Origin of the sequence: Rhodococcus sp. NyZ502 (genome assembly GCF_041464245.1) — a bacterium.
Taxonomy (GTDB): Bacteria; Actinomycetota; Actinomycetes; order Mycobacteriales; family Mycobacteriaceae; genus Rhodococcus_F; species Rhodococcus_F qingshengii.
Genome location: NZ_CP167155.1, coordinates 2,414,454 through 2,438,154, shown reverse-complemented (window position 1 = coordinate 2,438,154; position 23,701 = coordinate 2,414,454). Strand labels below are relative to the sequence as shown.

Below are 23,701 nucleotides of genomic sequence, written 5' to 3'. Positions count from 1 at the left end.
AAGTTACCGATACTGGACTGGTCGGTTACGTCTCTACGGAACCGCGATGACTGTCATGGAGCCTGGTGCCACTTCCGTGAAACCAGCGTCACGAACCGCGACGGCCTCCGACTTCTTCAGCCGAACTACTGCTTCGGCCCACTGTTCCGGGCTCGCGTCGCGCACTGAGCAGCGAAAGTCGTTCTGCGCCCAGGCCCAGCACTGTTTCTCGGACATGGCCGCCGCCAACAACATCGAGGCATGCCCGACCTGTGCCGACGCCTTGCCAACCGTCATCTCGAGCGCCGAGTCGATCCACAGCACCGGAAGACCAGGCTCCGGCGGGCCAGGCTCGTCGTGCTCGAGATCGGTCCCACCGATCTGCAACTTCTTGATTCGCGGGTCCAGTTCTCCGACCGGCCCGGGAACCAGAGTCCGCGCCTGCGCGCCATCCACATCGACGGTGATTCCCGGTACCTCCTGCGCGGCGAGCCACTGCGCTCCTCGCGCTCGACGAGACACCTTCCGAATCCGGGCACCCACCCACGCCGAATAGTCCTCGTGCCAGGGGCCGGGTTCCCCGTCTTCGGTGAACCCGACGCGTTCGTCCAGACACAGCGCCACAGCCGCCGTTGCCGCAGCCTCGAGCAGTGCGGTGCGCTTGGGCGGGTCTGCCTTCGGAATGTGCAGAACGATCGGCATCGCCAACACCAGCGCCGGATCCGCGGGATCGTCTCGCCCTCCGTACCCAGCAGCCAGCACCGCGTAGCGCTCGCGCCAGCGCGAATCGGGGCCGGACATCACAGCTGGATCGGAACTGAATGCTGGATCGGAACTCATGGAATCGGTACGCGTCGCACGCCACCGTCGACGGCGTCCGCAGCCTCGACCTCGTCGCGGGTCACACCGAGAATGAACAGCACAGCGTCGAGGAAGGGATGCGACAAAGCAGCGTCCGCGACCTCCCGCAACGCAGGCTTGGCGTTGAACGCCACGCCCAGGCCCGCGGCGTTGAGCATGTCGATGTCGTTGGCACCGTCGCCGACGGCGACGGTCTGTTCCATCGGCACACCGACCTGATCGGCGAACTTGCGCAGCGCAACGGCCTTCGCGGCGCGGTCGACGATTTCACCGATCACACGTCCGGTCAGCTTGCCGTCGACGATTTCGAGGGTGTTGGCGTGCACGAAGTCCAGTTCGAGTTCGTGTGCGAGACCTTCGATGACCTGCCGGAAGCCACCCGACACTACGCCGCAGTGGAATCCGAGACGGCGCAGGGTGCGAATCGTGGTTCGCGCACCCGGCGTCAGTTCGATGCTCTCTGCCACCTCGTCGATGACGGAGGCGTCGAGACCGGCGAGTGTCGCCACACGCTGGTGCAGTGATTCGGTGAAGTCGATCTCGCCGCGCATCGCAGCTTCGGTGACGGCGCGGACCTCGTCCTCGACGCCGGCCTTCGCGGCGAGCATCTCGATGACCTCGCCCTGGACGAGCGTCGAGTCCACGTCGAACACGATCAGACGCTTGGCCCGGCGAGCGAGACCTGCGCGCTCGACCGCAATGTCGACGTTTTCGAGTGCGGCGACCTCGGCGAGTCCGGTGCGCAGCTTCGCGTCGCCGTCGGCCGTATCGGCCGCGCTGACGCTGAGTTCCAGACCGGTGACCGGATAGTCGGCGACACCACGGATGGAATCGATGTTTGCGCCCTGCTTCGCGAGTTCGCGTGCAACCGATCGCATTGCGCGAGCATTGACCGGGCTACCGAGAACAACGACCGCGTGGGTGGACACCGCGGGCCGTCCGGGATCGGCACCGATTTCGATGTCGACGTTCATTCCGACCGTCGCCATCGCCTGTTCGAGTTCTTCCTGAAGCGCCTCGGGATCGTTCGGGCAGGCAACCATGACCCCGAGTGTCAGTCGACCTCGAATCACCACCTGCTCCACGTCGAGTAGACGCACATCGTGCCGCGACAGCGCCGCGAACAGTACCGAGGTGACGCCAGGGCGGTCCGGCCCGGTCACAGTCACCAGAACAGTGGTGTCAGAGGCACCCACCGAAAACTCCGATCGTTTCTTCGTTCGCGTCTTGATCGTCACTATTGTGCCAAGCGAAAGGCCCCACCCGTTACTCGGGCGGGGCCTTCGCTGATTACTTCAGTGTGTTACTTCGCTCAGGAGCGGCTGTCGGTTCCGGGGTCGCCTTCGTCCCCGACCGTGAGCGGCTCGTGACGAGCATCTTCGAGCACGGTGCTGGCGTTCTTCCCGCCGTGGCCGGGGCCGACGTGCGCTTCCGCGCGCATCCGCTCCACCATGTGCGGGTAGTGCAGCTCGAACGCCGGACGCTCGCTGCGGATGCGCGGCAACTCGGTGAAGTTGTGACGCGGCGGCGGGCAGGTGGTTGCCCACTCCAGCGAGTTTCCGTAACCCCACGGATCGTCGACGGTGACCACCTCGCCGTAGCGGTAGCTCTTGAAGACGTTCCAGATGAACGGAAGCGTCGAGGCACCGAGTACGAAGGCAAAGATCGTGGACACCGAGTTCAGAACCGTGAACCCGTCCGAGGGCAGGTAGTCGGCGTAACGACGCGGCATACCTTCGGCACCGAGCCAGTGCTGAACGAGGAACGTGCCGTGGAAACCGACGAACGTGGTCCAGAAGTGCCACTTGCCGAGGCGCTCGTCCATCATGCGACCGGTCATCTTCGGGAACCAGAAGTAGATACCGGCGTACGTGGCGAACACGACCGTACCGAAGACCACGTAGTGGAAGTGGGCGACGACGAAGTAGCTGTCCGTGACGTGGAAGTCGAGCGGCGGGCTCGCGAGGATGACACCCGACAGACCACCGAAGAGGAAGGTGATCAGGAAGCCGATCGAGAACAGCATCGGCGATTCGAAGGTCAACTGCCCCTTCCACATCGTGCCGATCCAGTTGAAGATCTTCACACCTGTCGGCACGGCGATCAGGAACGTCATGAACGAGAAGTACGGCAGGAGAACAGCGCCGGTTGCGTACATGTGGTGGGCCCACACTGCGATCGACAGAGCGGCGATGGCCAATGTTGCGTACACCAGGCCGCTGTAGCCGAAGATCGGCTTACGGCTGAAGACCGGGAAGATCTCCGAGACGATGCCGAAGAACGGCAGCGCGATGATGTACACCTCGGGGTGACCGAAGAACCAGAACAGGTGCTGCCACAGGAGCACACCGCCCGTTGCCGGGTCGAAGATGTGCCCACCGAGATGGCGGTCGACGAACAAGCCCATGAATGCAGCGGTCAGCAGCGGGAACGCCAGCAGGATCAGGATGCTGGTGATGAAGATGTTCCAGGTGAAGATCGGCATGCGGAACATGGTCATACCGGGTGCGCGCAGGCAGATCACGGTGGTGACCATGTTGACGCCACCGAGGATGGTGCCGAGGCCGGCGACGGCCAGACCCAGGACCCACAGGTCGGCGCCGACGCCGGGGCTGTGCAGCGCGCTGGTCAGCGGCGTGTATGCCGTCCAACCGAAGTCTGCTGCGCCACCGGGCGTGACGAATCCGGCCGTCGTGATGATCGCACCGAACAGGTACAGCCAGTAGCTGAACGCGTTCAGGCGCGGGAACGCGACGTCGGGTGCACCGATCTGGAGCGGAAGAATGTAGTTCGCGAAGCCGAAGACGATCGGGGTCGCGTACAGCAGCAGCATGATCGTGCCGTGCATGGTGAACAGCTGGTTGAACTGTTCGTTGGAAAGGAACTGCATGCCGGGTACAGCAAGTTCGGCACGCATCATCAGTGCCATGAGGCCACCGATGAGGAAGAAGGCGATGGAAGTCGCCAAGTACATGATTCCGAGCACCTTGGGATCGGTGGTCGTGATCATCTTGAAAATGAATGAGCCCTTGGGTCCCTGCCGCGGCGGGTAAGGCCTGGCCGGCGCTATCGTGGGGACTGGCTGGGGCGCTACGGCAGTCACTGATCCTCCTGAATGTGCCTTTGGTCGCTCCGCAGACTCCGTCAAAGAGCCCTTGGTTGCGCCCGCAGGGTCCGTCGCCCGGGCTGCGGACAACGGCTTCTGGCTTGCGCTCATCGAATCGTAGACCGTGACTCCGAGGCACCGCGACCCGGTCCTACTCTGCGTCGTACTCGAGCCTCCGTTTTTCACGGCACCGAACGAACGACCTGCGGTTTATGTTCCCCCGGGAGTCCGAACCCACTTCCGAATCGGCGTGTCGTGCGCGTCGAAGAATTCGGTCGGTGTCCGTTTTCGGCCATCTCCTCCACTGATAAGGTCACCCTCGCCTAACTCACCTCAGGAGTATTCAGTGAAATTCTTTCCCCGCCGCGCCGCGCTGGTAGCCGTCGCAGCCTCGATCGCCTTGGTCGTTCCAGCCTGCTCGAGTAACGACGAGCCCGCTGCAACCACCACCTCGACCGAGTCGGGCGCATTCCCCCGCACGATCGAACACTTCCGTGGAAGCACCGAAATCCCGGCAGCACCCCAGCGGATCGTCGCGCTCGACAACAGCTTCACCGACGCCGTCCTTCTCCTCGAATCCCCGCTCGTCGGCTACGTCGACTACCGCGAGCCCGGTCTGCCCGACTACCTCGGATCCTCGCGGGAGGAATTCGCCGCGGACGCCGTCTCGGTCGGCACGGTCAGCAGTGCAAGCCTCGAGAAGATCGCCGCACTGCAGCCGGACCTCATCATCTCCGCCGAGGTCCGCGACGGGAAGAACTACGAGCAGCTCTCCGCAATCGCGCCCACCGTCTTCACCCAGACGACCGGTCCGACGTGGAAGGACAACATCCGCGTAGTCGGTGAAGCGCTGGGCAAGGAATCGCTGGCCGAGGCGAAGATCACCGAATACGAAACACGCGCGGCTGCCGTCGGCAAGGAAATCAACGAGAAGGCGAACAACCCGGTCATCTCGGTAGTCCGGTTCGCCGGTGAACCGACCGCACGTCTCTACCGCACCACCTCGTTCAGCGGCATCGTTCTTCAGGACGCCGGATTGAAGCGCCCGGACAACCAGGGACCTGACCCCGCCGATGCCGGCAACATCATGATGAAGATCAGCCCCGAGCTGATCAACGAAGCCGACGCGGACGTCATCTTCATCAGCACCTGGCAGGACGCCGAGGGCAAGAGCGCCGAAGCTGCGAAGCCGTTCCTCGAGAGCCCGCTGTGGCAGACCCTTCGAGGACGCAAGGTCGACGTGGACGATTCACGTTGGATGTCGCCGGTCAGCATCCAGGGCGCCCACATGATCCTCGACGACCTCTCGGACACGTTCGAGGTGGACAAGCAGAACAGCTGAGTCGAACAGCTAACCTGAACGGCGCCCGCTCACACAGGAAGCCGTCGACTTGTCTGTTCTCTCACGCACGTCTGTTCTCTCACGCACGACCGCCCGCACGTCCGTTCGTCGTGTCTCGATCCTGGGGATCGCCGCCACGATGCTCGTCCTCGGTGGTTGCTCGTCCGACTCGTCGGACGATCCCGCGAGCACCATCGTCCGGACCACTACGTCGATCGCCGGTGCCGGCGTGATGGGTATCGAACGCGACACCGCCACCGCGTGCCCGACGCCGACGCAAGCCGACCCGGGAGCGGGCCCCGGGGTGAAGCGTCGAGTCGTACACACTGCGGGTGAAACCGAGGTTCCTTCCGATCCCCAACGGATCGTGGTCCTCGACAGCGTCTCGATGGACGCCGTGTGCGCCCTCGGCCTGTGGGAGCGGGTAGTGGGCGCCGCGACCGGTGTCGACTCACCTCAACCGTCGTACCTGGGTTTCGGCATCTCGGAGATTCCGAGTGTCGGCCCCGTGAGCACACCTGACGTCAACGCCGTGAAGGCCGCCGCGCCGGACTTGATCCTCGGGTCCAGTCCGGCGTCCGACGGCTTGTACGGGCAACTCGACGCCATCGCCCCCACCGTGTTCGCGGGCTCGGATCCTGTGTACTGGAAAGCGCAGTTCGCCCTCGCCGGCCAGGCACTGGGCCGTTCGTCCGCGGCTGCGACGGAGCTCGACCGCTACCAGCAGGACGTCGTGCAGCTCGGCGACGCATTGAATGCATCGCAGACGCAGGCATCAGTGGTTCGGTTCGGTTCGAAGGACCTGCAGATCGAGGGCCCCGCATCCTTCGCCGGACAGATCCTCAGCGACGTCGGCGTCCGGCGCCCACCGGCGCAGCGATTGACCGATGCGACCACGGCACCGATTCCGGCCGACGATCTCAGCGCCGCCGAAGGGGACTTGATCTACGTCCTCTTCGACGGGCCGAACGGTCGTAGCTACGGCACCGAGGTCATGAAGAGCGACCAGTGGCAGGACCTCGCCGCTGCCACCGACCGACGTGTGTTCGTAGCGGAAGACGACATCTGGAGCGGAAACGGGATGACTGCTGCCCGTGCCGTATTGGCGGACTTGAAGGGAACCTTGAACGGATATGCGAGCTGACTGGAACGAACCACAACTCCGACATTCGAAGCGGTTCGCCCCAGCTGTGAAGTTCGGGTTCTGATCATGCCGATCCCCGAATTCATTGTTGCACTGCGCGAGAAGGTCGGTCATGCGCCGCTCTGGCTGTCCGGAGTGAGCGTCGTGATCCGCGACGACGACGGTCGGGTCCTGCTCACCCGCCGCGCCGACAACGGTCAGTGGGCCGTCGTGTCCGGCGTTCTCGAGCCTGGGGAGGAACCGTCGGCGGCGGCGGTGCGCGAGGCGAAGGAAGAAACCGGCGTCGACGCCGAATTGGTTCGGATCACGAGTGTCGATGTCACAGAGCCCATTACGTACCCCAACGGCGACGTGACTCAGTACCTCGACGTGTGTTTCCTGGCCAGGTGGACCGGCGGAGCTGCACACGTGGCGGACGACGAAAACCTCGAGGTCGCGTGGTTCGCGCCGAGCGGATTGCCTTCGGACATGACGGAAACCTCGCGTCTGCGCCTCGCAAAAGCGTTGCTGGACAAGCCGGAAGCGTGGTTTCAGCGCTGACCAACTCCCCTATCGACGACCGAAGCCGAGGCGTAATTCATGGTATGGTACGCCTCGGCTAGCAGTCTCGTCTATGCGACCTCAGAACTCGCCAGTTCACGTTGACGTTGAAGCCATCGTGCATCGACGAACGACTTGAACGACGCAAGCAGATCGGCATCTCCATCGACTGCTCGCTGAGTCACCCGTAAATTCGTAGCGCGCCCACGTCCCAGCCCGGGCTGTTTCTTCAGCAAACGCTTGGGTGTCGTCAGTAATCGCCCACTTCGTGAGTAAACCGCCTGCTCCAGTTGGGCGTACGAGAGAACACTCGTTTCGTAGTACCTACCCGCGGACATCAACAAGTTCGCCGAAACCCATGACGCGGGCACCAAGAGCAGCGGACGACTGTTCACTACTGGAAGTTGAACTGTCGCCGTTCCCCAGTCATTTGTGGACGGATCCCACACCTGACGCTGAAAGTTCCCTACTCGACGCCCGCGTGACGTGAACTGTGGATACGACGCCATAATATCCGCTGTGAAATCCGCAAGAGGTTGGAATATGATTCGAGTTGTAATGTCGGACATAATATCTCGGTCGATACCCTCGACAAAGAGCGGCAGATCCTCAACTTCTCGCAGCAAACCAACCCGGAGTAGTGCCTCGACATCGTTCGAGAGCGTGTCCCAGATTCGGACTCCCACGTCGTCAGCTCCGCCATGGCCGCTGAACCCGTTCGCAGCAAGTCCGAGGCGAGTCTCCCAAGGTTCCTCGAACTTCTGGAGAAGTCGTCGTCCCGTCCGGTGGTCCGCAGGGTTCGACGAAAGTACATTCCGCGCTGTCGTAGCAAAGAATGATTCGGTACATCGATTCGCGTGCGACGCGATGGGATTCGTAGGCCCTTGCAAGCGGATCGCGCGCGGATCCACGAAGAGCCGGTTGTCAATGGAAACATCAACATCGACAAAGGGAACTGGATCGTCGATTCCGAAATGAGCAGTGATGGAAGGCACAGGGGCCGCCCTTTCTCGGTCTCGCCTGCACCCTTCTGAGTGAGGCTTGTCTCCCATCGAGGAAGGTTTCCCAAGATGGCGCATCGACCTCAGCAATGGAGGTTGCGATGCGATCGAGAGGACCGCTACGCTCACGTTGTTAGGCGGATTGCGTAAGTGATCCTCACTGGGGTGAGCATTGGCGTGCTCACCCCAGAGTCATTTTCCGGGATTGCAGGTCAGAAATCCCAGTCGTCGTCTTCGGTGTTGACTGCCTTGCCGATGACGTAAGAGCTTCCTGAACCCGAGAAGAAGTCGTGATTCTCGTCCGCATTCGGTGAAAGTGCCGACAGGATAGCCGGATTGACGTCCGTCTCATCCTTCGGGAAGAGGCCTTCGTAGCCGAGATTGTTGAGCGCCTTGTTGGCGTTGTAGCGCAGGAACTTCTTGACATCCTCGGTCAGACCGACGCCGTCGTAGAGGTCCTGGGTGTAGTCGACCTCGTTCTCGTAGAGCTCGAAGAGCAACTCGAACGTGTAGTTCTTGAGCTCTTCACGCTCGGCCTCGGTGAGCTGTTCGAGGCCCTTCTGGTACTTGTAGCCGATGTAGTACCCGTGCACGGCCTCGTCGCGGATGATGAGGCGGATGAGGTCTGCAGTGTTGGTGAGCTTGGCTCGCGAGGACCAGTACATCGGCAGGTAGAAGCCGGAGTAGAAGAGGAAGCTCTCGAGGAGCGTCGATGCGACCTTGCGCTTGAGCGGCGACTCGCCGTTGTAGTAGTCGAGAACGATCTGCGCCTTGCGCTGCAGGTTGGGGTTCTCCTCCGACCAGCGGAACGCGTCGTCGATGTCCGGGGTGGAGCACAGCGTCGAGAAGATCGAGCTGTAACTCTTCGCGTGCACCGATTCCATGAAGGCGATGTTGGTGTACACCGCTTCTTCGTGGGGAGTGATCGCGTCCGGGATGAGGCTGACGGCGCCGACCGTTCCCTGGATGGTGTCGAGCAGCGTCAGGCCCGTGAAGACGCGCATGGTGAGCTGCTGCTCCTGCGCGGTCAGCGTTCCCCAGGACGGGATGTCGTTGGAGACCGGCACCTTTTCGGGCAGCCAGAAGTTGCTGACGAGGCGATCCCATACCTCGGCGTCCTTCTCGTCCTGGACGCGATTCCAGTTGATGGCGGAAACGCGACTGACCAGCTTGACCATTAGTTCCTCACTTCGTTCGGTTGTGCGCCTTTTCGGTAGTAACCACTACCGAAAAGGCGCACGGGGGCGGAGCCCTCTACAGCATGCAGGAAACGCAGCCCTCGACCTCGGTGCCTTCGAGTGCCATCTGACGCAGACGGATGTAGTACAGCGTCTTGATGCCCTTACGCCACGCGTAGATCTGCGCCTTGTTGATGTCGCGGGTGGTTGCGGTGTCCTTGAAGAACAGCGTCAGCGACAGGCCCTGGTCGACGTGTTGCGTTGCGGCAGCATAGGTGTCGACGATCTTCTCGTACCCGATTTCGTAGGCATCCTGGTAGTACTCCAGGTTGTCGTTGGTCAGGTAGGGCGCCGGGTAGTAGACGCGGCCGATCTTGCCTTCCTTGCGGATCTCGATCTTCGACGCCACCGGGTGGATGGAGCTGGTGGAGTAGTTGATGTACGAGATCGAGCCGGTCGGCGGGACGGCCTGAAGGTTCTGGTTGTAGATACCGTGCTTCTGAACCGAAGCCTTCAGCTCACGCCAGTCGTCCTGGGTGGGGATGTGCAGCTTCGCATCGGCGAAGAGTCCGCGAACCTTGTCGGTTGCAGGCTCCCAAGCCTGGTCGGTGTACTTGTCGAAGAATTCACCCGAGGCGTACTTCGACTCCGGGAAACCCTTGAAGTACGAGCCGCGCTCGATGGCGATCTTGTTCGACGCACGCAGTGCGTGGAACAGCACGGTGTAGAAGTAGATGTTCGTGAAGTCGATGCCTTCTTCGCTGCCGTAGAAGATCCGCTCACGAGCGAGGTATCCGTGCAGGTTCATCTGACCGAGGCCGATGGCGTGAGAGTCGTTGTTGCCCTGCTCGATCGACGGCACCGAGTAGATGTGCGTCTGGTCGGACACCGCCGTCAATCCGCGGATCGACACTTCGATGGTCTTGGCGAAGTCGGGCGAGTCCATGGTCTTCGCGATGTTCAGAGAACCCAGGTTGCAGGAGATGTCCTTGCCGACCTTCGAGTAGGACAGGTCGTCGTTGAACAGTGAAGGCGTCGAAACCTGCAGGATCTCCGAGCACAGGTTCGAGTGCGTGATCTTGCCCTCGATCGGGTTCGCCCGGTTCACCGTGTCCTCGAACATGATGTAGGGGTAGCCCGATTCGAACTGCAATTCGGCGACGGTCTGGAAGAACTCGCGAGCTTTGATCTTGGACTTGCGAATTCGCTTGTCGTCGACCATCTCGTAGTACTTCTCGGAGACGTTGATGTCGGAGAACGGAACTCCGTAGATGCGCTCGACGTCGTACGGCGAGAACAGGTACATGTCCTCGTTCTTCTTCGCCAGTTCGAACGTGATGTCCGGGATCACGACGCCGAGTGAGAGCGTCTTGATACGGATCTTCTCGTCGGCGTTCTCACGCTTGGTGTCGAGGAACCGGTAGATGTCGGGGTGGTGCGCATGCAGGTACACAGCACCGGCGCCCTGACGCGCACCCAACTGGTTGGCGTAGGAGAACGAGTCCTCGAGAAGCTTCATGATCGGGATGACACCCGAACTCTGGTTCTCGATCTTCTTGATCGGGGCGCCGTGCTCACGAACGTTGGTGAGCAGCAAGGCAACTCCGCCACCGCGCTTGGACAGCTGCAGTGCCGAGTTGATGGAGCGACCGATGGACTCCATGTTGTCTTCGATACGAAGCAGGAAGCAGGACACGGGCTCACCGCGCTGCTTCTTGCCCGAGTTCAGGAACGTCGGGGTGGCGGGCTGGAAGCGTCCGGCGATGATCTCGTCGACGAGTTCGACGGCCAGGTCTTCGTTGCCTGCGGCCAGGGTGAGCGCAACCATGCAGACACGATCTTCGAAACGCTCGAGGTAGCGCTTACCGTCGAAGGTCTTGAGCGTGTAGGAGGTGTAGTACTTGAATGCACCCAGGAACGTCGGGAAGCGGAACTTCTTGGCGTACGCGTGATCGATCAGGAACTTCACGAAAGTACGTGAGTACTGATCGAGAACCTCGGGCTCGTAATAGTTTTCCTCGACGAGGTAGTCCAGCTTCTCGTCGAGGTTGTGGAAGAACACGGTGTTCTGGTTGACGTGCTGCAAGAAGTACTGACGGGCTGCAGCGACATCCATCTCGAACTGGATCTCACCGTTGGCGCCGTACAGGTTGAGCATGGCGTTGAGTGCGTGGTAGTCGAGACCGTTGGTGGAATCGCCGCCGCGCGCATCACGCTCTACGCTTCCTGCCGCGATCGTGTCAGTGATGGTTGGCGCCACTGCCCGTGCTCCTTCTCTGTTTCGAGATGATTCCAGAACTCCCCCAAGCCTTCTCGTACCCGGTCGACGTCCTCGGCAGTGCCCATGAGTTCGAACCGGTACAGAAAAGGAACGTGGCATTTCTGGGAAATGATGTTTCCTGCATAGCAAAAGGACTCACCGAAATTGGTGTTTCCCGCCGCGATCACTGCTCTGATCAACGACCTGTTGTGTGGATTGTTCAAAAAACGAATGACCGGCTTCGGTACATAACTGGTGTCGCGCCCTGTCACGGTGACCCCGCCACCATAGGTGGGCAGAATCAGCACATAGGGCTCGTCTACACGAAATGAGCCGTCACGGTCATGGATAGGTATACGTGTCGCAGGCAGGCCGAGACGTTGAACGAATCGGTGGGTGTTCTCCGACACGCTGGAAAAATAGACCAGCGAAGTCATCGGTTGTCACCATTTTCTTGTACGGTGCCCGGAACTACTCAGATGTGTCGGCGGAGGTGTCCACCGCCGACACTGCGGCGCTTCAAGCAGCGACGGTCAGGGTCTTGATGCGATCGGGACGGAAGCCCGACCAGTGATCTTCACCGGCAACCACGATGGGTGCCTGGAGGTACCCGAGAGCCATGACGTAGTCGCGGGCTTCGGCATCCTCGGTGATGTCGATGACGTTGTATTCGAGACCGGCCTTGTCCAGGGCGCGGTAGGTGGCATTGCACTGAACGCAAGCGGGCTTGGTGTAGACGGTGATGCTCATGAGAGTCCCTCTTTCGCTTAGCCAACAAAGGCCGATGTAGTGATGTTCAGCACCGATACGACCGATTGCCGGAGTCTCGCTCGAGGCGTTCCGCGTTGTGGTCTCTCAGTGCTCAAGACACTACACCTAGTGGCCGACAGAAACACATAACGCGAGATGTTGTGAGTCACATCGTTGGAATTCCCAGGTCGCCCCAGTTCAGCGCCTTCATTTCCCGGCGCGTCGGCGTGTCGCGCGTCACAGTTTCTTTTGTGCTCGCCAGCCTCTCGGAGCCGCGCCACGGACCTACCATGAGCGTCGTGGAAACACCCCCGAAGGACGAGGCTCCACGCCACGAGGCAACCGTGACGAGAACACAGCAGGTGACACCGTTGATGCGCAGAATCACCTTCGGTGGGGAGGGCCTGAGCGACTTCGAGACGAGCGGGAGCCCCGACGAACGGGTGCTCGTCAGATTCCCCCTCGATCCCCCTCACGCCCGTAGTTACACCGTCCGGCGCTGGCAGCCGTCGAAGAACGAACTGGAGATCGACTTCGTTCTCCACGGCCACGGCGGCGCGGCACTCTGGGCCGCGACTGCGCAACCGGGCGAGACCGTTCACCTCTCGACGGCGAGCGGGTGGTTCACGCCGCCGGCAGGTTGCGACTGGCTGCTGATGGTCGCCGATCACGCCGCTCTGCCCGCGATCGGGCGAATTCTCGAAGAAGCACCCGACGGTCTACCGATCCACGTCATCGCGCAGGTACCCGCGCCGAGTGAACAGCAGACGTTCACGACGCGCGCCGACGCTCACTACCGATGGATCGAGGAATCGGACTCGCTGCTCGCCGAATTGGCCGGCGCTCCCCTGCCCCCCGGCGAGGGCTACATCTGGTGTGCAGTCGAGGCCGCGGCCGCCAGACGCATCCGCACTCACCTGCGTCGAACATGGGAAATCCCGGCAACCCGCATGCACGTGATGGGTTACTGGCGGGAGGACAAGGAGAACTGGGAGCGTCGGTACGCCGCCGTCGCCGACCGTATCGATGCTGCGATGGGCGAAGCGATGATGGCCGGCAAGGATTTCGAGTCGGTTCGCGACGCGGTCGACGACGCGATGGAACGCGAAGGGCTCTAGCGCGCATACGAGTGAGGACCACACCTTCCGGCATGGCCCTCATTCGTGAAACGAATTACGCGTTGACGAGCTGCTTGCCGGCGTCGACGAGGTCGGAGACGACCTTGGAGACCTGAGCGAGCACCTCTGCGTTCTCACGCGGGTGCAGCTCACCGAACAGTGCGCCGGTTCCACCGATGCTCAGTGCAGTGTCCTCGACGACCTTGCCGCCGGCGATACGGACCGCCTTGGTGGTGTCTTCGTGTGCCCACTTGGCGCCGTTGCCGCTGGGCGAAGCGCTGATGACTGCGACAGCCTTGTCCTTGACTGCACCGACACCGTACGGACGCGAGATCCAGTCGATGGCGTTCTTCAGAACTGCGGGAATGGTGCCGTTGTACTCGGGGGTGACGAGCAGGAACGCGTCCGCGTCGCTCGCAGCAGAGCGCAGTGCGTCGACAGCGGGGATGGAAGCACCCTCGACGTCGATGTCTTCGTTGTAGAAGGGGACGTCGGCGAGGCCTTCGAAGACCGTCAGCGTGGCACCCTCGGGTGCGGCGGACACAGCCGTCTCGGCAAGCTGGCGGTTGACGGATCCGGCGCGCAGGCTGCCGACGAGAACGAGAACATTGGTCTGTGACATAGCGAGTTTCCTTCGAGAGTGGTGCGGTTGGTGGCTCCGGTTGAAAGTTATATCAACTAAACGGACCGCGGTCCACTTACATTCCCCGGCCCTGTAATCTGATCCCGTGAGCGCAATCCCCCTCCCCCAGATCGGCGCCGCGCCGGTCGAGCGCGGTGACGCAGCACGTAACCGCGTACTTCTGCTCGACGCCGCAGCCCTCCTCGTTGCCGAGCGAGGTGTCGACGCGGTGACGATGGATGCTGTCGCGTGCCGGGCCGGTGTGGGCAAGGGCACAGTTTTTCGGCGCTTCGGCAATCGATCGGGACTGATGCAGGCACTGCTCGATCACACCGAGCGAGAACTGCAGCAGGCATTCATGTTCGGCCCCCCACCGTTGGGTCCGGGCGCGCCGCCGATCGAGCGCCTCATCGCGTTCGGACGAGCCCGGATTGCCATGGTGGAAGTACAGGGCGAAGTCCTCCGAGCGGCGGAAAACGCTCCTGAATACCGCTTCGGCGGTCCGGCCCGGGCTCTCGGCATCGCTCACGTCATCGGGCTTCTTCGAGGAGCCGGCGTCGAGGGCGACCTCGATCTGCTCGCTTCAGCACTGTTGGCACCGCTCGAAGCGTCGCTCGTCCTTCATCAGGTGCGCGATCTCGGGATGACCACCGAGCGCCTGGCGGCCGGCTGGGAAGACCTTGCCCGGCGCGTTACTCGATGTTGACTCCCCAGATCCGTCCCACCACTTAATGTGAGCCCATGCGCATCGCTGCTGCCGTCATCGGCTTCCTGACCATCGCCGCGGTAAGCGGTTGCTCCGCTTCGTCCGACTCCCCCGAAGACAAGACGGATCCCTCCGGTCGTGTGTTCATCTCGACCTCCGTGGATGGAGCACAAATTCCCGGCGGCGGCCCGCTGACTCTCGACTTCAGCCAGGCCGGTCGAGTGTCCGCGAGCGCCGGATGCAACACGGCAAACGGTTCGGTCGAGTTCACCGACGGCAAGCTGACCACCGGCACCATGGCGTCGACCATGATGGGCTGCCCTCCCGGCATCGCCGAATCCGACTCCTGGACAACAACATTGCTGACCGCTGCGCCGGCGTGGAGCCTCGACGGCGACACCCTCGTCCTGACATCGAAGGACGCCACAGTCACCCTGCAGGACAAGAAAATCGTCACGCCGGATCGACCGCTGCAGGGCACGACGTGGACTGTCACGTCCCTCATCAGTCCCGATGCGATCAGTACGAGCCTGGCTCTGGAGACGTCAGCTACCGAACTGACGATTGCCGCAGACGGTTCGGTCAGCGGGAGCACCGGATGCAATCGCATGACCGGAAGCGCCCAGACGTCCGACACCACAGTCACGTTCACGCCGATGGCAACCACGCGTATGGCTTGCCCCGAGGAGAACATGGACATCGAGCGCCAGATCCTGGCGGTGCTCGACGGCGAAGTGAGCTACACCGTCGACGCCGACACGCTGACCCTGCGCAAGCCCGACGACACCGGATTGATACTGACTGCGCAGGCTTGACCAGACGCTGCAGGCTCGATCAGACGTTGTCGAGCAGCCAGCGCCCCAACTCGCGGGCGCTGGCATCGATCATCGCGGGCCAGTCCAAGGCCGAGTCGTCCGCGTGATCGCTGACGTGTTTGACGAGTCGGCAGGTAGCACCCGCAGCCTGCGCGGCGAATGCGATGGCAAACCCCTCCATGTCGACCAGATCGGCTCGCTGTGCAAGGGCGTCCCGGGTTGCAGCGTCGGCGATGAATGCGTCGCCGGTCGCCAACACCGAGTCGTCACCGCCGGCGAGCACCAAACGGTCCGCGACGTCGTGCCCCAGCGCTCGGATCGCGGTGCTGCTGATGTCGTGATTGATGACGACGCCGGGAACATAGAGGCCGCCGTGGTGCGCGTGCAGCGCACCGGCTGTCCCGATGTTGACGACCAGCGGCAGATCATCCCGCTCGTACCGCGCGAGAGCAGAGGCGACTGCTGTTGCAGCACTGACCTTTCCAATCCCCGTGATCAGCAGTTCGCATCCTTGCGGCACGTATGCCGCTTCCGACTTCGTCGCACTGACCACCAGAACGTTGTTCGCACTCATGTGCGCGACCGTACCGCCCCGGATACGGTGGCACTGCACGCGCCTGCTCACATCGCTAGAGTCCATTCATGGCCACACTGCGTGAAAGCATCATCGAAGAACTCGGCACAAAGCCGACAATCGACGCCGCAGCGGAGGTTCGCGCGCGAGTCCAGTTCCTGAAGGACTATGTGCGCTCGACCCCCGCCAAAGGGTTCGTTCTGGGAATCAGCGGCGGTCAGGACAGCACGCTCGCCGGAGCCCTCGCCCAACGCGCGGTCACGGAACTTCGCGAAGAAGGCCACGAGGCCGAGTTCGTCGCCGTTCGACTCCCCTATGGCGCTCAGGCCGACGAATCCGACGCTCAGATCGCGCTCGGCTTCATCAAGCCGGACCGCTCTCTCACGGTCAACGTCAAGCCTGGCGCCGACGCGACGGCCCGTGAGGCCTCCGAGGCGCTGGGAAACGGCGAACTACGCGACTTCGTCCGCGGCAACATCAAGGCGCGCGAACGAATGGTCATCCAGTATGCGATTGCCGGTCAGCTCGGCTACCTCGTGATCGGTACCGACCACGCCGCAGAAGCGATTACCGGCTTCTTCACGAAATTCGGTGACGGCGGTGTCGACATCACGCCGCTCACCGGCTTGAGCAAACGCCAGGGCGCTGCATTGCTGCAGGAATTGGGCGCACCCGAGAGCACGTGGCGCAAGGTGCCGACCGCCGACCTCGAGGACGACCGACCCGCGCTACCCGACGAAGTTGCCCTCGGCGTCACGTACTCACAGATAGACGACTACCTCGAAGGAAAGGACGTTTCCTCCGAGGTAGCCGAGAAGCTCGAGAAGATGTTCACCAACACTCGTCACAAGCGCACGGTGCCGGTCACACCCCTCGATGACTGGTGGAAGTAACTCCTACCAGAGCTCTTACCAGCGACTAGCTACCGAACAGGCTGCCGAAGACGTCGCCCAGCGAACCCGTTCCCGAAGCCGGATCCTTCTTCGCGAAGTTGGTGGTGCATCCGTTGAACTGCACTGCATCGACCAGCGTCGACGTGGCAGCGGAACCGGTGCCCACACTGACGCCGTAGTGGTCGACTACCGCGTTCGGGTTCGCGGCGACGATGTCAGCCAAAGGCACTGACACGCGGTCCTTGGCGCCCTCGATGTTTTGAGTGCTCCACCACACGCCCTTCTGGAGATCCGCGTGAACGCCGCCGTCAGCCGTCGGCGTGGCGTCGGGTCCCGGGACCCACACCAGGGTGGTGAATCCGTTCTCGAACTTTCCGCCGGTCGTTCCGGTGAGGCGGAGCTGGAACGCCGCAGTCGGCGTGGCGGCGCGCTCGGCAAAGCCGATCGCCTTGCCGACTGCGTCGGACAACTTGATACCGCCGGCCGAATGGTAGGAAACCGAACGATCGCCGGTACCGTCGACGGCCAGCTTCAGTGAACCGTCCTTGTCGAGAACGTTGTCGGCCGAGTACGACGCGGTCTGATCCTTCTCGTCGGTGAACGGGATGCCCCAACCGTTCGGCGTCGCTTCGGTGGACAGGGTCGAGCAGGAGGCTTCCGGCGCAGAAGAGCCGAGAGAACCGGTGGACGGAAGCGCAGTAGCAATTGCCGGAGCGGTGAGTGCAGCTGCCCCGAGGAGTGCTACGACGACTCCGACACGGCGCGTGGAATTAATCGACATTGAAATACCTTTCACATATCCCGAGTGGAATTGCGCCAAAATTAACACATGTCGACAATTACCAACAGCGAAGGTATTTCTTTTGTCATCCAAACAGATGACAATTCACCTTGGCAATTCGAAGTGCATTCGCTCCCCCAAAAGTAGGAGAAACTAAACAAAACGACCAATGCTGGACAATTGACCAACAATGGAGAAAACGGAGATAGATGCCACCTGAGCTGGAGTGATCAAGATATGAATATTTGGACCGGCAAACCGAAAAAGGATAATACGTCGGCAGCCCACAAATAGCTACGCCGGCAATTCTTGGACTAGCCTCCAGCGAAAGGCGGAAGAATATCGACAGCGCTACCGGAGGCTCGAGAGACGTCACGGGTCAACTCGTCACCGACGAGGAAAGCCGAGACCGACAGCACTCGCTCCATCTCCGGTCCGTATCGCCCGACCAGCACCGCCACCAACTCGGCAAGTGTGTTGTCAGGCGAGATGGCGACTACCTCGCTACGGCAACCGGATACATCCGCTGCAGCAGCAAAGTAACGAACCGAGATCGAATGCGGATCAGCCACCAATCGCTCCCATACTTCTTTCCGGCGGAACGAAGTCCGCGGCGTCGATGCCGTGCCCAGCCCACTTGTTCCACATCGCACCGCGCCACAAATCCGCTAGTTCGTCGTCACTTGCTCCGGCCCTGAGCGCGGCACGCAGATCAACTTCACGGTCACTGAACAGACATGACCGAATTGTTCCCTCTGCGGTCATTCGCGTCCGATCGCATTCACTGCAGAACGAGCGGGTCACGGAAGCGATGATCCCTACCGTCATCGTGGTCCCGTCGACACGCCATTCTTCGGCAGGAGCCGACGGATCTTCACGGCCGATTGCTTCCAATTCGAAACGGCTTCCCAAAACGGACAATAATTCAGCCGCGGTCACCATGTTCTCGCGTGCCCATGCATGGTCTGCGTCCAGAGGCATTTGCTCGATAAAGCGCAATTCGACGCCGGCTTCGAGGCACCACTGCAAAAGATCCGCCGCGCCGTGGAGCGTTTCACGCATCAGCACCGCATTGATCTTCAGTGGCGCGAGCCCGGCCGCAGCTGCCGCTCGAATTCCCGCGAGAACGGACGGCAACCTGTCTCGACGCGTCAATTCAGCGAAATGGGCGCGATCAACCGAATCCAGGGAAACATTCACGCGAGTCAAACCAGCTGCAGCCAGCTTTGCGGCACGATGTTCGAGCCCAACGGCGTTGGTAGTCATGGAAAGTGGAATTCCTGGCACGCGCGCGGCGCACCCCCCGATGATCTTTTCGAGGTCACTACGCATCAGCGGTTCGCCGCCGGTGAATCTCACCTCGCGAATACCGACTCGTTCGACGCCGATTCCGACTACTCGAATGATCTCGTCGGCACTCAGAAGATCTTCCGCAGCGATGGCCGGCAAGCCTTCCTCCGGCATGCAATACGTGCAACGAAGTGAACACTTCTCGGTGATCGAGACTCGCAGATCTCTGGCAACACGCCCGAACCTGTCGACCAGGAGATCCGTCTCGGGACGACCGGCGAGGGAGGCAGCGTCGAACCGCACGGTGGGAATTCCCATCGAGACCACTGTCATCACTTCACCAACTTCCGTATTGCTCCAGTATGACCGAAAGCCGTACTCCGTGTGTCGGACGGACCACACCGCCTAGGATCAAAACATGTCGAGGTTGTCGAGGTTACTGTCATGAGCGCGCGTTCGGTCGAGGAACACGCGTCGCACATCTCCGGATTGCTCACCGGCCTGCACACCCTCTCTCCGACGGCAGTTCCGACGGCAGAAGCGTTGGGGCGCATAACTTGCTCGGATATCGCATCGCCGGTAGACCTGCCACTCTTCCGCAACTCGCAGATGGACGGGTATGCCGTCGATGCTGCTTCTGTGGCCTCGGTTCCGACCACACTGACGGTTCGAGGCGTGATCGCCGCTGGAAGCGGAAAACCACCGAAACACCTTCCAGGATCGGCATTTCGCATCATGACCGGTGCTCCGCTCCCCGAGGGTGCCGACGCCGTTGTTCCGGTCGAGGACACAACGGGTGTCACCGAGCACGTCGTCACGATCGAACGGGGCAGGTCGGTAGGCGAATTCGTACGCGAACGTGGCAGCGACATCACCGCCGGAATGCTACTGGTCACGGCCGGAACGCACTTGGAACCTCGCCATATCGCCGCGCTGAGTGCTGTGGGCCTGGCCTCGCTCGACACCTACACGAAGCCACGGGTCGCGATAATTACGACGGGCGCCGAACTGAAAAGTGCCGGAACAACTCTCGAACCCGGTGAGATCTACGATTCCAACGGTCCAGCTTTGGCAACATTGGCCGAAGCCAACGGCGCCGATGTCGTATCCGTCGCCCGAAGCAGCGACGACCCCGCCGAGTTCCGCGAATTGCTCTCGTACGCAACCTCGGTCGCTGATCTGGTGTTCACCTCCGGCGGAGTGTCCATGGGCGACTTCGAGGTGGTGAAGGAAACTCTCACGCCTCTGGGAGCACACTTCGGCCACGTCGCAATGCAGCCGGGCGGTCCGCAAGGCACTGCAGTGGTGAACGAAGTGCCGGTACTGAGCTTCCCGGGCAACCCGGTGAGCACGATGGTCTCCTTCGAGGTCTTCGCACGGGGCGAACTGCGCCGGGCCGCGGGCCTGCCCGAGATCCCGCGCGAGCGACTCCCGTTGACTGCACCGCTGCGTTCGGTGGACGGCAAGCGGCAGTTCCTGCGGGCACGCAGAACTGCGGACGGAATCGAACTCGTTGCCGGACCCGGATCGCACCTTGTTGCAGCCATGGCGTGGGCCGACGTCCTGATCGACATCCCCGCCGCCGTGACCGAGCTCGGCGCGGGCGATCTCGTCGACGTCGTCCCGCTCTCGACTTCCTCGATCTGATTCACTCGATCTGATTCAAAGGACACTGATGACCGAATTGACACACGTCGACAGCGAGGGCCGAGCGCGCATGGTCGACGTCAGCGCCAAGGCCGAGACGACGCGTATCGCCGTCGCTGCCGGCGAACTCGTCACGACCGCCGAGGTAGTTCGCCTCGTCCGCGCCGACGGCATGCCCAAGGCTGATGTCCTCACCACCGCGCGCATCGCCGGAATCGCCGGTGCGAAGAAGACCTCCGAACTGATCCCGCTGTGTCATCAACTCGCGCTCTCGTCGGTCAAGGTGGAATTCGGGTTCACCGAAACATCGATCACCGTCGAGGCGACGGCGAAGACTCGCGGACAGACCGGCGTCGAGATGGAAGCACTCACCGCCGTCGCGGTAGCCGGCCTGACCTTGCACGACATGGTCAAAGCGGTGGACCCCGGAGCTACCATGAACGGTGTTCGTCTGCTCACCAAAGACGGTGGTAAGCGCGGACATTGGACCCGCGACACTCAGAACGCACAGACAGCTCCGGCGCACACCTTCACCTCGGCACGGTCCGCGACCGTCCTCGTGGCTTCCACCGGCGGTGCGAACGGCACCAGACCCGACACCACCGGACCCACGATCGCGACCTGGCTACGTGAACGGGACTTCGAGGTACGTGGACCGCTTGTGTACGCCGACGCAGACATCGCGGCGGGCATCGCTGACGCCAAGGAGGGCTCCCCGTCACTCGTCATCAGTACCGGCGGCACCGGGGCTTCCCCCACGGATGCCACCCCGGAAGCTACCCGGGCAGTCTTGACCCGTGAGTTGCCCGGCGTCGCAGAAGCGATCCGGACCAAGGGCCTCGAGAAGACACCACACGCGTCGCTGAGCCGTGGTGTGGCAGGTCTCACAGGTACGACGGTCGTCGTCAATCTTCCGGGTTCTCCCGGTGGAGTGAAGGACGGTCTCGCCGTCCTCGGACCCATCATCGATCACCTGCTCGCGCAGGTCGCAGGCGGAGGAGCGCACGATGAGTGAGCTATTGGCTCGGATCTCCGAGCAACCGATTCACGCAGACACCGTCGACGCCGCCGTTGCCGGTCCGAAGAACGGCGCTGTTGTGGTGTTCACGGGAACGGTGCGCAATCACGATGGAGGTCAAGCGGTTTCGGCGTTGGAGTACCAAGCGCATCCGGATGCCGAACGCTTCCTCCAGACGTGCTGCCAAGAGGTTGCGGCCTCGACCGGCCTGCCGGTTGCCGCGATCCATCGCGTCGGTCACCTCGAGATCGGCGACCTCGCACTGGTCGCCGCCGTCGCCGCGCCGCATCGAGCGGAGGCGTTTGCCGCGTGCGCCGAACTGGTGGAGCGCATCAAGCACGAGGTACCGATCTGGAAGCGGCAACACTTCGCGAACGGCGTCTCCGAATGGGTCGGGTTGTAGGTCGAACGCTCCGGGAAGGTAGAGTTGCGATCACTAGGTGCCTGAAATCGGGCATCCAGCGTCGTAGAACGCAAATTTTCTTGCTGAGTGCTCAATGCACCCGCTCTTCTTACGGCGAAGAAGCCTGCCGACCGGCAGCGCCGCCACCACTGTGCTTGATTGTTCGACCGGTTAATTCCCGTGTCGGCATCCGGGCACGAACACGTGCCCGAAAGGCTCTGAACACACTTGTCTGACATCTCTACGCCCGCTACCACCTTCGCAGCCCTCGGTGTGCGCGCACCGCTGGTGAAAGCTCTCGAAGACGGCGGAATCACTTCTCCGTTCCCGATCCAGATCGACACCCTCCCCGACACTCTCTCGGGGCGCGACGTACTGGGCCGCGGAAAGACCGGAAGCGGCAAGACCCTCGCGTTCTCCATCCCCATGGTCTCCCGCCTCGCCGGCGAACTGTCCGGAGGAAAGCGTCGTCCGGGTCGACCGCTCGGCCTGGTGCTCGCACCCACGCGTGAGCTCGCCACCCAGATCACCGCAACCCTCGAACCGTTGGCCGCCGCATACGACTTGCGCGTGACCACGATCTTCGGTGGTGTCTCGCAGCACCGCCAGGTTCAGGCTCTCAAGGCCGGAGTCGACATCGTCGTCGCCTGCCCCGGTCGCCTCGAAGACCTCATGAAGCAGAAGTTCGTCAGTCTCGACGCCGTCGAGATCACCGTGCTCGACGAGGCCGACCACATGGCCGACCTCGGCTTCCTGCCCGTCGTCACCCGCATCCTCTCGTCCACCCCGCAGGACGGGCAGCGTCTACTGTTCTCGGCAACGCTGGACAACGGCGTCGACAAGCTCGTCAAGCGTTTCCTCAAGAACGAGGTCATGCATTCGGTCGACGAGGCCAACTCCCCCGTCGCCGCAATGACGCACCACGTGTTCGACGTCGACGGCGTCGAAGCCAAGAAGGCTCTGGTCGAGAAGCTCGCTTCCGGTACCGGTCGTCGCATCCTGTTCATGCGCACCAAGCACCAGGCTCGCAAGTTGGCTCGCCAGCTCACCGAGTCGGGCATCCCGTCCGTTGACCTTCACGGCAACCTCTCGCAGGCTGCTCGCGACCGTAACCTGGCGGCATTCTCCGCCGGTGAAGCGCGCGTCCTCGTCGCCACCGACGTCGCAGCGCGTGGCGTCCACGTCGACGACGTCGAGTTGGTCGTCCACGTCGATCCGCCGGCCGAGCACAAGGCTTACCTGCACCGCAGTGGTCGCACCGCTCGCGCAGGCAGCGCCGGCGACGTGGTCACCGTGGTTCTGCCCGAGCAGCGTAAGGATCTTGCGATCCTCATGCGCAAGGCAGCCATCAAGGTGACCCCGGTCCGTTCGACTGCCAACTCCGAGCACGTCGTCAAGTTGGTCGGCGACATCGCACCGCACGTCACGCCGTCTCCGAAGGCTCCTGCCCAGCCCAACGGCGGACGCGGACAGCGTCCCGCCGGCCAGGGTGGACGCGGCGGCGCAGCACGTTCGGGTCAGGCTCGCTCCGGACAGGGCGGTCAGTCACGCGGTGCTCGCACCGGCGGAGCTGCCCGTCAGGAACATGCCGGTGGTGGCGCTCGCCGTCCCCGCACCGGCGGCGGCGCTCGCACCGCAGGCTCCACCGGTGGCCGTCCCGCACGCTAGGCCCC

General features: G+C 62.4%; 23 protein-coding genes. 11 read left to right on the top strand and 12 right to left on the bottom strand.

Going from position 1 to position 23,701, the window contains the following annotated elements:
• Positions 1-33: 33 nt before the first annotated feature.
• The 3 genes from ACBG85_RS11410 to ctaD all read right to left on the bottom strand — a co-directional run bounded on the left by ACBG85_RS11410 (position 34) and on the right by ctaD (position 3,943).
• Positions 34-819 carry a peptidyl-tRNA hydrolase gene (locus tag ACBG85_RS11410; protein WP_218695167.1) on the bottom strand — a complete coding sequence of 262 codons (786 nt, stop codon included), beginning with the start codon at positions 817-819 and terminating at the stop codon, positions 34-36.
• Positions 816-2,036, bottom strand: coding sequence for a phosphoserine phosphatase SerB (gene serB, locus ACBG85_RS11405; protein WP_003944761.1), 1,221 nt, complete (start codon positions 2,034-2,036; stop codon positions 816-818). Before serB ends, ACBG85_RS11410 begins: the two co-directional genes overlap by 4 nt.
• A 116-nt stretch (positions 2,037-2,152) precedes the next feature.
• Positions 2,153-3,943, bottom strand: coding sequence for a cytochrome c oxidase subunit I (gene ctaD / locus ACBG85_RS11400; protein ID WP_020907234.1), 1,791 nt, complete (start codon positions 3,941-3,943; stop codon positions 2,153-2,155).
• A gap of 349 nt (positions 3,944-4,292) precedes the next feature.
• On the opposite strand from ctaD, the gene ACBG85_RS11395 reads away from it, so the two are divergent.
• From ACBG85_RS11395 to ACBG85_RS11385, 3 genes are all read left to right on the top strand, one after another.
• Positions 4,293-5,288: an ABC transporter substrate-binding protein gene (locus ACBG85_RS11395; protein ID WP_042450041.1), complete on the top strand. Its 996-nt coding sequence runs from the start codon at positions 4,293-4,295 to the stop codon at positions 5,286-5,288.
• A gap of 49 nt (positions 5,289-5,337) precedes the next feature.
• Complete coding sequence (locus ACBG85_RS11390; RefSeq protein WP_285184031.1) at positions 5,338-6,432, top strand: iron-siderophore ABC transporter substrate-binding protein; 1,095 nt, start codon at positions 5,338-5,340, stop codon at positions 6,430-6,432.
• A gap of 66 nt (positions 6,433-6,498) precedes the next feature.
• Positions 6,499-6,972 carry an NUDIX domain-containing protein gene (locus tag ACBG85_RS11385; RefSeq protein ID WP_285184030.1) on the top strand — a complete coding sequence of 158 codons (474 nt, stop codon included), beginning with the start codon at positions 6,499-6,501 and terminating at the stop codon, positions 6,970-6,972.
• Between the two features lie 1,213 nt (positions 6,973-8,185).
• Here the strand turns inward: ACBG85_RS11385 and nrdF are convergent.
• The 4 genes from nrdF to nrdH all read right to left on the bottom strand — a co-directional run bounded on the left by nrdF (position 8,186) and on the right by nrdH (position 12,161).
• Positions 8,186-9,151, bottom strand: a complete 966-nt coding sequence (nrdF, locus tag ACBG85_RS11380; RefSeq protein WP_003944744.1) for a class 1b ribonucleoside-diphosphate reductase subunit beta — start codon at positions 9,149-9,151, stop codon at positions 8,186-8,188.
• A 76-nt stretch (positions 9,152-9,227) separates the two neighbouring features.
• The gene (nrdE, locus tag ACBG85_RS11375; RefSeq protein ID WP_003944756.1) at positions 9,228-11,411 is read right to left on the bottom strand and encodes a class 1b ribonucleoside-diphosphate reductase subunit alpha; all 2,184 of its coding nucleotides are present in this window, start codon (positions 11,409-11,411) and stop codon (positions 9,228-9,230) included.
• Positions 11,369-11,848: a class Ib ribonucleoside-diphosphate reductase assembly flavoprotein NrdI gene (gene nrdI / locus ACBG85_RS11370; protein ID WP_003944767.1), complete on the bottom strand. Its 480-nt coding sequence runs from the start codon at positions 11,846-11,848 to the stop codon at positions 11,369-11,371. The genes nrdE and nrdI overlap by 43 nt, the downstream gene beginning before the upstream one ends.
• An 82-nt stretch (positions 11,849-11,930) precedes the next feature.
• The gene (gene nrdH / locus ACBG85_RS11365; protein ID WP_003944717.1) at positions 11,931-12,161 is read right to left on the bottom strand and encodes a glutaredoxin-like protein NrdH; all 231 of its coding nucleotides are present in this window, start codon (positions 12,159-12,161) and stop codon (positions 11,931-11,933) included.
• Positions 12,162-12,451: 290 nt separating this feature from the next.
• On the opposite strand from nrdH, the gene ACBG85_RS11360 reads away from it, so the two are divergent.
• Complete coding sequence (locus ACBG85_RS11360; RefSeq protein WP_209908307.1) at positions 12,452-13,279, top strand: siderophore-interacting protein; 828 nt, start codon at positions 12,452-12,454, stop codon at positions 13,277-13,279.
• A gap of 55 nt (positions 13,280-13,334) precedes the next feature.
• Here ACBG85_RS11360 and ACBG85_RS11355 read toward each other — a convergent pair whose 3' ends face one another.
• The gene (locus ACBG85_RS11355; protein WP_030534957.1) at positions 13,335-13,901 is read right to left on the bottom strand and encodes an NAD(P)H-dependent oxidoreductase; all 567 of its coding nucleotides are present in this window, start codon (positions 13,899-13,901) and stop codon (positions 13,335-13,337) included.
• Positions 13,902-14,007: 106 nt separating this feature from the next.
• On the opposite strand from ACBG85_RS11355, the gene ACBG85_RS11350 reads away from it, so the two are divergent.
• A complete protein-coding gene (locus ACBG85_RS11350; RefSeq protein ID WP_003944690.1) occupies positions 14,008-14,607 on the top strand; it encodes a TetR/AcrR family transcriptional regulator in 600 nt (199 codons plus the stop codon).
• 35 nt (positions 14,608-14,642) lie between these two features.
• Complete coding sequence (locus tag ACBG85_RS11345; protein ID WP_333830643.1) at positions 14,643-15,422, top strand: META domain-containing protein; 780 nt, start codon at positions 14,643-14,645, stop codon at positions 15,420-15,422.
• Between the two features lie 19 nt (positions 15,423-15,441).
• On the opposite strand, the gene ACBG85_RS11340 is transcribed toward ACBG85_RS11345, so the two are convergent.
• Complete coding sequence (locus ACBG85_RS11340) at positions 15,442-15,996, bottom strand: nucleosidase (RefSeq protein WP_065352914.1); 555 nt, start codon at positions 15,994-15,996, stop codon at positions 15,442-15,444.
• Between the two features lie 68 nt (positions 15,997-16,064).
• On the opposite strand from ACBG85_RS11340, the gene nadE reads away from it, so the two are divergent.
• Positions 16,065-16,889, top strand: coding sequence for an ammonia-dependent NAD(+) synthetase (nadE, locus tag ACBG85_RS11335; RefSeq protein WP_003944695.1), 825 nt, complete (start codon positions 16,065-16,067; stop codon positions 16,887-16,889).
• A 25-nt stretch (positions 16,890-16,914) separates the two neighbouring features.
• Here nadE and ACBG85_RS11330 read toward each other — a convergent pair whose 3' ends face one another.
• From ACBG85_RS11330 to moaA, 3 genes are all read right to left on the bottom strand, one after another.
• Positions 16,915-17,670 (bottom strand): hypothetical protein, encoded by a 756-nt coding sequence (locus ACBG85_RS11330; protein WP_165638281.1) that lies wholly within the window; start codon positions 17,668-17,670, stop codon positions 16,915-16,917.
• A gap of 314 nt (positions 17,671-17,984) precedes the next feature.
• Positions 17,985-18,242 (bottom strand): MoaD/ThiS family protein, encoded by a 258-nt coding sequence (locus ACBG85_RS11325; RefSeq protein ID WP_003944706.1) that lies wholly within the window; start codon positions 18,240-18,242, stop codon positions 17,985-17,987.
• Positions 18,235-19,293, bottom strand: a complete 1,059-nt coding sequence (gene moaA, locus ACBG85_RS11320; RefSeq protein ID WP_047271625.1) for a GTP 3',8-cyclase MoaA — start codon at positions 19,291-19,293, stop codon at positions 18,235-18,237. The genes ACBG85_RS11325 and moaA overlap by 8 nt, the downstream gene beginning before the upstream one ends.
• Positions 19,294-19,404: 111 nt before the next feature.
• On the opposite strand from moaA, the gene glp reads away from it, so the two are divergent.
• From glp to ACBG85_RS11300, 4 genes are all read left to right on the top strand, one after another.
• Positions 19,405-20,607, top strand: coding sequence for a gephyrin-like molybdotransferase Glp (gene glp / locus ACBG85_RS11315; RefSeq protein ID WP_003944714.1), 1,203 nt, complete (start codon positions 19,405-19,407; stop codon positions 20,605-20,607).
• Positions 20,608-20,635: 28 nt separating this feature from the next.
• On the top strand, positions 20,636-21,622 hold the full coding sequence (gene moaCB, locus ACBG85_RS11310) for a bifunctional molybdenum cofactor biosynthesis protein MoaC/MoaB (RefSeq protein WP_165638280.1): 987 nt from the start codon (positions 20,636-20,638) through the stop codon (positions 21,620-21,622).
• Entirely contained in the window at positions 21,615-22,028 is a 414-nt protein-coding gene (locus ACBG85_RS11305; RefSeq protein ID WP_007731311.1) for a molybdenum cofactor biosynthesis protein MoaE, read from the top strand. Before moaCB ends, ACBG85_RS11305 begins: the two co-directional genes overlap by 8 nt.
• A 228-nt stretch (positions 22,029-22,256) precedes the next feature.
• Positions 22,257-23,696 carry a DEAD/DEAH box helicase gene (locus ACBG85_RS11300; protein ID WP_315873054.1) on the top strand — a complete coding sequence of 480 codons (1,440 nt, stop codon included), beginning with the start codon at positions 22,257-22,259 and terminating at the stop codon, positions 23,694-23,696.
• Positions 23,697-23,701: the final 5 nt, after the last annotated feature.

What these genes read in the sequence shown, in the direction of transcription:
- ACBG85_RS11410 (WP_218695167.1), bottom strand. Translation starts at nt 819, where the DNA reads ATGAGTTCCGATCCAGCATTCAGTTCCGATCCAGCTGTGATGTCCGGC.
- ACBG85_RS11385 (WP_285184030.1), top strand. Translation starts at nt 6,499, where the DNA reads ATGCCGATCCCCGAATTCATTGTTGCACTGCGCGAGAAGGTCGGTCAT.
- nrdF (WP_003944744.1), bottom strand. Translation starts at nt 9,151, where the DNA reads ATGGTCAAGCTGGTCAGTCGCGTTTCCGCCATCAACTGGAATCGCGTC.
- nrdI (WP_003944767.1), bottom strand. Translation starts at nt 11,848, where the DNA reads ATGACTTCGCTGGTCTATTTTTCCAGCGTGTCGGAGAACACCCACCGA.
- nrdH (WP_003944717.1), bottom strand. Translation starts at nt 12,161, where the DNA reads ATGAGCATCACCGTCTACACCAAGCCCGCTTGCGTTCAGTGCAATGCC.
- ACBG85_RS11360 (WP_209908307.1), top strand. Translation starts at nt 12,452, where the DNA reads ATGAGCGTCGTGGAAACACCCCCGAAGGACGAGGCTCCACGCCACGAG.
- ACBG85_RS11355 (WP_030534957.1), bottom strand. Translation starts at nt 13,901, where the DNA reads ATGTCACAGACCAATGTTCTCGTTCTCGTCGGCAGCCTGCGCGCCGGA.
- ACBG85_RS11345 (WP_333830643.1), top strand. Translation starts at nt 14,643, where the DNA reads ATGCGCATCGCTGCTGCCGTCATCGGCTTCCTGACCATCGCCGCGGTA.
- ACBG85_RS11340 (WP_065352914.1), bottom strand. Translation starts at nt 15,996, where the DNA reads ATGAGTGCGAACAACGTTCTGGTGGTCAGTGCGACGAAGTCGGAAGCG.
- nadE (WP_003944695.1), top strand. Translation starts at nt 16,065, where the DNA reads ATGGCCACACTGCGTGAAAGCATCATCGAAGAACTCGGCACAAAGCCG.
- ACBG85_RS11330 (WP_165638281.1), bottom strand. Translation starts at nt 17,670, where the DNA reads ATGTCGATTAATTCCACGCGCCGTGTCGGAGTCGTCGTAGCACTCCTC.
- moaA (WP_047271625.1), bottom strand. Translation starts at nt 19,293, where the DNA reads ATGACAGTGGTCTCGATGGGAATTCCCACCGTGCGGTTCGACGCTGCC.
- glp (WP_003944714.1), top strand. Translation starts at nt 19,405, where the DNA reads ATGAGCGCGCGTTCGGTCGAGGAACACGCGTCGCACATCTCCGGATTG.
- moaCB (WP_165638280.1), top strand. Translation starts at nt 20,636, where the DNA reads ATGACCGAATTGACACACGTCGACAGCGAGGGCCGAGCGCGCATGGTC.
- ACBG85_RS11305 (WP_007731311.1), top strand. Translation starts at nt 21,615, where the DNA reads ATGAGTGAGCTATTGGCTCGGATCTCCGAGCAACCGATTCACGCAGAC.